Origin of the sequence: Methylobacterium sp. B1 (genome assembly GCF_000333255.1) — a bacterium.
In the GTDB taxonomy this organism is placed as follows: Bacteria; Pseudomonadota; Alphaproteobacteria; order Rhizobiales; family Beijerinckiaceae; genus Methylobacterium; species Methylobacterium fujisawaense.
Genome location: NZ_BACT01000431.1, coordinates 1 through 7,767, shown reverse-complemented (window position 1 = coordinate 7,767; position 7,767 = coordinate 1). Strand labels below are relative to the sequence as shown.

Here is a 7,767-nt window from a genome sequence, read left to right as displayed (position 1 = left end):
GAGATGGAGGTCCCACCGGTCGTTGAGGATCGTGTTGATCAGCGCGAGGCCGACCGCGCCACCGAGGTTACGGGTCAGGTTGAACAGCCCCGACGCGTTCTTCATCCGCGCCGGCGGCAGCGTCCCGAGCGCGATGTTGTTGATCGGGATCATGCACAGCATCAGCGAGCAGCCACGCAGGATCTGGGGCAGGAGCAGCTCGTAGAAGTCCCAGTCCTTGGTCAGGCCGGTGACGATCCACGTGCCGCAGGCGAAGCCGACGAAGCCGATGCCCATCATGATGCGGGGATCGACCTTGCCCGAAAGCCGGCCGGCGATGGGGGCGGTGGCGAACATGCACAGGCCTGAGACGAACATCGTCTCGCCGATCATCAGCGCCGAGTAGCCGCGCACCCGGGCCAGATAGACCGGATAGATGTAGGTCAGCCCGTAGAGCCCGATGCCCAGCACGAAGCTCGCCACGCACCCGCTGGCGAAGTTCCGGTCCGAGAAGGCCCTCAGATCGACGATCGGCTGCTTCGCCGTGAAGACCCGCCAGAAGAACAGCAGCGCCGAGGTTCCGCAGATGACCGCGCAGGCGAACACCGCCTCGTCCTGCAGCCAATCGTGGTTCGGCCCCTCCTCCAGCACGTATTCCAGGCAGCCGAGGAAGCCGGCCATGAAGGCGAGACCGGCCCAGTCGAACGATTTGATCAGGCCGTAATTGGGCTCGTCGAAATCGACCAGGATCCAGGTCGAGACGGTCACGAAGATGCCCGGCACGACGTTGATCAGGAACAGCCAGTGCCACGACATGAGATCGGTGAGATAGCCGCCCACCGTCGGGCCGATCGTCGGCGCCAGCGTCGCCACGAGCCCGATCATCGGCGACACGATGGTCCGCTTCGAGGGCGGGAAGATCGTGAAGGCCGCCGCGAACACGGTGGGGATCATGCCGCCGCCGATGAAGCCCTGGAGCGCCCGCCAGACGATCATCTCGCCGATCGACGAGGAGGTGGCGCACATCAGGCTCATCAGGGTGAAGCCGCCCGCCGAGATGGCGAACATCCAGCGCGTCGAGAGCACCCGCGACAGGGTGCCGGAGAGCGGGATCGAGATGACTTCGGCGATCAGGTAGCTGGTCTGGACCCAGGGGATCTCGTCGCCGGAGGCCGAGAGGCCGGCCTGGATCTCGTTCAGGGAGGCCGAGACGATCTGGATGTCCAGGATCGCCATGAACATCCCGAAGACCATGCAGACGAACGCCACCATGCGGCGGCGGTCGAGGGGCGGCTCGGCGGCGCGGGCCGTCGCGCCGCGCGTCGGGGCGGCGGCATCGCCCGCGGAGGTGGCGGCACTGGCGGCCATCGCGGGTCTCAGCGGCTCGCGGTGTTGACCGGCCGCGGCGCGGAGGCGCGGTCGAGGACGGAGCGGTCCGCGCCGATGCGGGTATCGACCCGCACCACCGCCGACAGGCCCGGCCGCAGCAGGCCCTCACGGGCGACCTCCTCGGGCACCCTCACTCGGACGGGCAGGCGCTGAACGATCTTGGTGAAGTTGCCCGTGGCGTTGTCGGGCGGCAGCAGGCTGAACACCGAGCCGGAGGCCGGCGAGAACGATTCCACCACGGCGTGGATCTCGCGGTCCGGATAGGCGTCGACCGTGACGGTCACGGGCTGGCCGGGACGCATGCGCTCGACCTGGGTCTCCTTGAAGTTCGCGTCGATCCGGACGCTCTGAAGCGGGACGAGCGCGGCGATCCGCGTGCCGGGCCCGACATAGGCGCCGGCCTCGACGGCCTTGTTGCCGACGACCCCGTCGAAGGGCGCGCGGATCACCGTGAAGTCGAGGTCGCGGCGGGCCCGGTCGACGGCGGTGCGGAGTTCCGCCGCGAGGCTCTCCGCCTCGCGCTTCTGCGCCTGGAGGACGTCGACATTGGCGCGGGCCGCGACGAGGCCGGCCTCCATGGGCTTGACGGAGGCCTCGGTGCGGTCGCGGTCGGCGCGCGTTTGGTCGATACGCGACTTGGCGACGTAATCCGGCTGCATCTGCATCGACCGGGTGAAATCGGCCTGGGCGCGAACGGCGTCGGCGCGGCTCGCGTCGAGCTGCGCGGCGGCCTGTGCGACCTGCGCCTGGGCCGCCTCGGCTTGCCGGGCGATCCGCGCGATGGTGCTCTCCTGCGTGGCGAGCTTGTCCTGCGCGGCCTGGAGCGCGAGGCGATAGTCGCCGTCGTCGAGCTGGGCGATGACGTCGCCCTTCTTCACCGCGAGGCCGTTCACCACCGGGACCGACTGGAGGTAGCCCGGGATCTTGGCCGCGAGGACGGAGATGTCGGCCTGGACGTAGGCATCGTCGGTCGAGACGAAGAACCGCCCGACGGTCCACCACTGCCACCCTTCATAGGCGCCGCCGCCCAGGGCGGCCGTCAGGAGGCCGAGCAGGAGGAGCCGTTTGACGGGGCGCTTGCGCGCCGGGACCGCCTCGTCCGGCACGGGCTTCGGCAGAGGTGCCGTGACTGAGGCCTGCGCAGGATGCTCCGCGCGCTCCTCGTCTCTGGCCTCGATTCCGGCCTCGAGACCGGAATTAAGCCGATCCGCGTCCTCGCGAAGGGACATATCAGCGCCTCGACCTCAATGACCGAACGGTTCGGTCAATAACGAGGCACGGCTTGACGTGCCTCCGCAGAAGCCGCAGATTATGTTGACCGAACGGTTCGGTCAAGCGTGGCGGCGCCACGGGCGCGGAGCGGGACGATGGCTCAGGGTGCGGTTCTGGAGCGAGGTCAGGCCCAGCACGAGGGCGACAAGCGGCAGCAGATCCTCGAGGGTGCGCGGATTGTGTTCCTGTCGGCGGGGTTCGACGGTGCCAGCATGGGCGAGATCGCCCGCGCGGCCGGCGTCTCGAAGGGCACGCTCTACGTCTATTTCGAGAGCAAGGAGGCGCTGTTCGAGGCGCTGACGACGCAGGAGAAGGCCAGCCTCGCCGAAGCCCTGTTCACACTCGATGCGGATGATCCCGACGTGCCGGGCGTGCTCACGCGGCTGGGGGTAAGCTTCCTGACCGAGATGTGCCGGCCGGAGCATGTCTCGCTGGTCCGCATGGTGATCGGTGCGAGCGAGAAGTTTCCCCGCTTCGGGCAGGTCTATTATCAGGCCGGTCCGGCCTGCGGCGTCGACCGCCTCTCCCGCTATCTCGACGCGCAGGTCCAGGCGGGACGCCTGACCATCGCCGACACCGAACTCGCGGCCCGACACTTCCTGCACCTCTGCCAGGCCGGTCTGCTGACGCGCCTGCTGTTCGCGGCAGGCGGCATCGCCGGCGAGGCCGAGATGCGCCATCAGATCGACGAGGCGGTGCGGGTGTTCCTGGCCGGCTACGGCCCGGCGCGCTGAGGCGAAGGTTCAGCCGGCGGCGCGCAGCTCCGGCAGGGCCTCGGCGCTCCAGATCCGGACGTGGGCGTCGATGGCGAGCGCCTCGTCCACGTCGGCCGGCGCGGTGCGGTACGAGCCGGCGAAGTGCGTGCAGGCGCGCTCGACCAGATCGCTGATCCCGTAGAAGCCGATCCGGCCGGCAATGAAGGCCGCCACCGCGATCTCGTTGGCCGCGTTCATCACGGTCGGTGCCGCGCCGCCGGCGGCCAGCGCCGCCCGGGCGATCCGCAGGCAGGGGAAACGCGCCTCGTCCGCCGCCTCGAAGGTGAGCGAGCCCAGCGTCACGAGGTCGAGGGGCCGCCCCCGCTCGATGGTGAGCCGGTCCCCGAGCCCGAGGCAGTGCGAGATCGGCACGCGCATGTCGGGCAGCGCCAGCTCGGCGGTCACCGCCCCGTCGAGCCAGTAGACCAGGCCGTGGATCACCGATTGCGGATGCACCACGACGTCCAGGCGCTCAGGCTCGATCCCGAACAGATGGTGCGCCTCGATCAGTTCGAGGCCCTTGTTCATCAGGCTCGCCGAATCGATGTTGATCTTCATGCCCATCGACCAAGTCGGATGAGCGGCCGCCTCGGCCGCGGAGGCGGCGGCGATGCGCTCGCGGGTCCAGGTCCGGAACGGGCCGCCCGAGGCCGTGATCATCATGGTGCGGACGTCGGCGAGCGGCCGGCCGGCCAGCGCCTGGCTCAGGGCGTCGTGCTCGGAATCCATCGGCAGGATCGTGGCGCCGTAGCGCGCGGCGTCGCGCATGAAGGCGTCGCCGGCGCAGACGAGGCTCTCCTTGTTGGCGAGCGCGACCTTGCGGCCCAGCCGAAGGGCGGCGTGGGTCGATTTCAGCCCTGCCGCCCCGCTCACCGCCGCCACGACGATGTCGGCGTCGCGGGCGGCCGCCTCCATGACGGCGGCCTCCCCCGCCCCGCTCGGGATGCCGGAGCCCGACAGGGCCTCGGCGAGTGCCGGGCCGGCGGATTCATCGGCCAGTGCCGCGAAGGACGCATTCAGCTCCCGCGCGACCTTGGCCAGGGCGACGGGATCCTTGCCCCCCACCAGGGCGCCGGCCCGGAACCGGTCGGCATGCTGGGCGAGGAGGTCGGCGGTGGAACGGCCGATCGAGCCGGTGGCGCCGAAGACGGTGACGACCTGGGTCACGGGTTCAACTCCCTCATCGTCACGCGATCAGACCGCCCCCGCGCAGGGCGAGATAGAGGGCCGCCAGCACGGCGACCGCGAAGAATCCGTCGAGCCGGTCCATGACGCCGCCATGGCCCGGGATGATCTTTCCGGAGTCCTTCACGCCGTAATGGCGCTTGAGACCGGATTCGATCAGGTCCCCCGCCTGACTCAGGACGGAAGCGAGCGCGCTGACGCCTGCCACAACGGCAAGGGAGGCGGCGCTGGGCAGAGGCATCCCGGCAAGGTGGGCGACCACCGGGACCAGCGTCCCGGCCCGCGACCGCGCCGACGAGGCCGCCGAGGGCCCCCGACCACGTCTTGTTGGGCGAGACCCGGGGCATCAGCTTCGGGCCGCCGATCTTCCGGCCGGCGAAATAGGCAGCGATGTCGGTGGACCAGACCACCGCAAACATCCAGGCCGGACCGACGAGACCGATGGCGGGATCGTCGCGCAGGGCCACAGGCACCGCCGCGATCGCCGCCGCGCCGAGCACACCGGCGAACGCGCGGAACCGGCCCCCAGGCGTCCGCGCCACCGTGGCGCAAGCCGCGGCGCCGAGTACAAGGACAGCGATGCAGGCCGGTGTCGGGGCACCGCCGCGCTGGCAGAGCAGCAGGGCGCCCAGCGTCGCAGCGCCCAGTGCGATCAGAACCTCGCGGGGCTCGGTGCGGCTCATCACCATCCACTCGCCGAATCCGATGATGCCGGCGGCGAGCCAGATCCCCGCGAAGGGCCAGCCCCCATAGACGAGTGCGGCCAGCACGCCGGCCCCGAGCACGAGGCCCGAGGCGACGCGCAGCCACAGCTCACGCCGTCCCGAGGGACGCGCGGCCGGTGCGGCGGCGGCGGTCACGCGCGTCCCGTCCCTTCGCCTCAGACCTGCATGATTTCCTTCTCCTTGGAGGCCAGCACGCCGTCGATCTCGGCGATGAACTGGTCGGTCGCCTTCTGCACGTCGGCGGCCTGGCGCTTCTCGTCGTCCTCCGAGATGGCGCTGTCCTTCAGGAGCTTCTTCAGATGGTCGAGGCCGTCCCGGCGGACGTGGCGCACGGCGACGCGGGCCTCCTCGGTGTACTTGTGGGCGACCTTGACCATCTCCTTGCGGCGCTGCTCGTTCATCTCGGGGATGCGGAGCCGGATGGTCTGCCCCTCGGTCTGCGGGTTGAGTCCGAGATCGGATTCGCGGATCGCCTTCTCGACGGCGGTGACCATGCTGCGGTCCCAGACCGAGATCGACAGGAGCCGGGGCTCCGGCACGCTGACGGTGGCGACCTGCGCCATCGGCATCATCGATCCGTAGGCATCCACCTGGATCGGATCCAGGAGCGACGGCGTGGCGCGCCCGGTGCGCAGCGAGCCGAGATCCTTCGAGAGCGAGGACACGGCGCCCTGCATCCGGCGCTTGAGGTCGTTGAGATCGAATTCCGGTGTGGCCATGGTGGTCGTCCCGAGACGTCTGACGGTATCTTGAGCCCGGCGCGGGCAATCGCGGCCTCAATGGACGAATTTTTTCAGGGCCGCAAACGGTCGCGGCGGCATCACAGCCGCGTCGTCAGGGAGCCACGAGGGTCGAGGGGGCCTCGCCCGACAGGATGCCGGCAATCGAGCTCGGCGGATGGAGCGATCCGACGAGGATCGACAGCCGGCTCTCCCGGGCCAGCGCGAAGGCCGCCGTGTCCATCACCTTGAGATCGCGGGCGATGGCCTCGTCATGGGTGATGCGGTCGTAGCGGGTCGCGCTCGGATCCTTCTTGGGATCGGCCGTGTAAACGCCGTCGACCTGCGTCGCCTTCAGAACCGCGTCGCAGCGCAATTCGGCGGCGCGCAGGACGGCGGCGGTGTCGGTGGTGAAGAACGGGTTCCCGGTGCCGCCCGCGAGGACGACCACCTGCCCCTTGTCGAGGTGGTGCAAGGCCGGCTGGCGGGCGTAGGTCTCGCAGATGGTCGGCATCGACACCGCCGACATGGTGCGGGCCTGGACGCCCGCGGCGTTCAGGGCGGTCTCGATAGCCAGGGAATTCATGACGGTGGCCATCATCCCCAGCGAATCCCCGGTGGCCCGGTCGATCCAGCCGGCCGCCGAGATCCGCGCTCCGCGGATCATGTTGCCGCCGCCGACCACGATGGCGATCTCGGCGCCGGCCTCGATGGTGCGGGCGATGTCCTCGGCGAGCCCCGCCAGGGTCGGCGGATGCAACCAGTACCCGTCAGGGGCTGCAAGAGCCTCGCCCGATAGCTTCAGCAATATCCGGCGAAACGGCGTCGTATCCGGCATCGGGTTTCCCGGCTCCATCCCGCGTCGCGCAAACCGGGAGGCTTCTACGTCAGGCGCGGGAGTTCCGTCGAGGGGTTCGGGCCGATCCGGCGGGGCACATCGGTCGAATCATACGGGAGAGATGGCCTAATCCCGGGAGGACCATCCGCCAACAGGCGAGGCGCCGGCCTGATCGTGGATCAGGCCGGCGCCCGGTTTTCAGCTGCCGGTCAGGACGCCGACGGCGCCGAGCACGGTCATGACGAGACCTGAGGCGAACACGCCGATCATCAGGTAGGAGAAGGGTTTCAAAGGCATGGGCACGACATAGCGCACCGCCGCGAAACGGCGTGTGCGCCGCAACACGGTCCGGCGTGGAACGCTTTGGCGAGGCCGAAAATGCGAAGCCCCGCCCGGCTCGCGCCGGACGGGGCTGGTCTCACTGGGGCCCGGCGCGCCGGGCGATCGCGGACGATGGTCAGGCGCGGCCGGCCTGCTGGGCGACCTCGGTGGCGAAGTCCGGCCCCTCTTCCTTCTCGATGCCCTCGCCGAGGGCGTAGCGTACGAAGCCCGTCAGGGTGACCGGACCACCGACCTTCGAGCCGGCCTCCTTGAGGACCTGGCTCACCGTCTTCGAGCCGTCGTGCACGAAGGGCTGCTCCAGGAGGGTGACCTCCTTGTAGTAGCTCTTCAGGCCGCTCTCGATGATCTTGGCGAGGACGTGGTCCGGCTTGCCGGCGTTCTTCTCGCGCAGGATGTTCGACTCGCGCTCCACCGTGGCGGTGTCGACGCCCGAGGCGTCGAGCGCCACCGGGTTGGTCGCCGCGACATGCATGGCGATCTGGCGGCCGAGGGCCGAGAGCGCCTCGACGTCGCCCTCGGACTCGAGAGCCACGAGCACGCCGATCTTGCCGAGCCCCTCGGAG

The 7,767-nt window shown here is 69.8% G+C and carries 7 protein-coding genes and 1 pseudogene; 1 reads left to right on the top strand and 7 read right to left on the bottom strand.

Translation table 11 applies throughout. The features are described 5' to 3' along the window. Together I53_RS12640 and I53_RS12635 are read right to left on the bottom strand one after the other, a co-directional pair. Nucleotides 1-1,347 (bottom strand): DHA2 family efflux MFS transporter permease subunit (locus I53_RS12640; protein ID WP_043351210.1); only part of this gene is annotated, 1,347 nt, incomplete at its 3' end. Nucleotides 1,348-1,355: 8 nt separating this feature from the next. After that, nucleotides 1,356-2,597 (bottom strand): HlyD family secretion protein, encoded by a 1,242-nt coding sequence (locus tag I53_RS12635; protein WP_043351209.1) that lies wholly within the window; start codon nucleotides 2,595-2,597, stop codon nucleotides 1,356-1,358. Nucleotides 2,598-2,735: 138 nt separating this feature from the next. Here I53_RS12635 and I53_RS12630 point away from each other — a divergent pair, with 138 nt between their 5' ends. After that, on the top strand, nucleotides 2,736-3,374 hold the full coding sequence (locus I53_RS12630; RefSeq protein WP_043351208.1) for a TetR/AcrR family transcriptional regulator: 639 nt from the start codon (nucleotides 2,736-2,738) through the stop codon (nucleotides 3,372-3,374). Nucleotides 3,375-3,383: 9 nt separating this feature from the next. Here the strand turns inward: I53_RS12630 and dxr are convergent, their stop codons facing one another. The 5 genes and pseudogenes from dxr to tsf form a co-directional block, all read right to left on the bottom strand. After that, a complete protein-coding gene (gene dxr / locus I53_RS12625; RefSeq protein ID WP_043351207.1) occupies nucleotides 3,384-4,562 on the bottom strand; it encodes a 1-deoxy-D-xylulose-5-phosphate reductoisomerase in 1,179 nt (392 codons plus the stop codon). A 19-nt stretch (nucleotides 4,563-4,581) separates the two neighbouring features. Continuing rightward, nucleotides 4,582-5,440 (bottom strand): annotated as a pseudogene (locus tag I53_RS12620) (phosphatidate cytidylyltransferase). Between the two features lie 20 nt (nucleotides 5,441-5,460). After that, nucleotides 5,461-6,024 carry a ribosome recycling factor gene (gene frr, locus I53_RS12615; protein ID WP_043351205.1) on the bottom strand — a complete coding sequence of 188 codons (564 nt, stop codon included), beginning with the start codon at nucleotides 6,022-6,024 and terminating at the stop codon, nucleotides 5,461-5,463. Nucleotides 6,025-6,139: 115 nt separating this feature from the next. After that, nucleotides 6,140-6,862, bottom strand: coding sequence for a UMP kinase (pyrH, locus tag I53_RS12610; protein WP_043351203.1), 723 nt, complete (start codon nucleotides 6,860-6,862; stop codon nucleotides 6,140-6,142). Between the two features lie 457 nt (nucleotides 6,863-7,319). Then, nucleotides 7,320-7,767, bottom strand: a 448-nt coding sequence (tsf, locus tag I53_RS12605; RefSeq protein ID WP_043351201.1) for a translation elongation factor Ts, incomplete at its 5' end; no start/stop codon positions are given.

Bases quoted from the DNA above. Each gene is read 5' to 3' on its own strand.
- I53_RS12635 (WP_043351209.1), bottom strand. From the start codon at position 2,597: ATGTCCCTTCGCGAGGACGCGGATCGGCTTAATTCCGGTCTCGAGGCC.
- I53_RS12630 (WP_043351208.1), top strand. From the start codon at position 2,736: ATGGCTCAGGGTGCGGTTCTGGAGCGAGGTCAGGCCCAGCACGAGGGC.
- frr (WP_043351205.1), bottom strand. From the start codon at position 6,024: ATGGCCACACCGGAATTCGATCTCAACGACCTCAAGCGCCGGATGCAG.
- pyrH (WP_043351203.1), bottom strand. From the start codon at position 6,862: ATGCCGGATACGACGCCGTTTCGCCGGATATTGCTGAAGCTATCGGGC.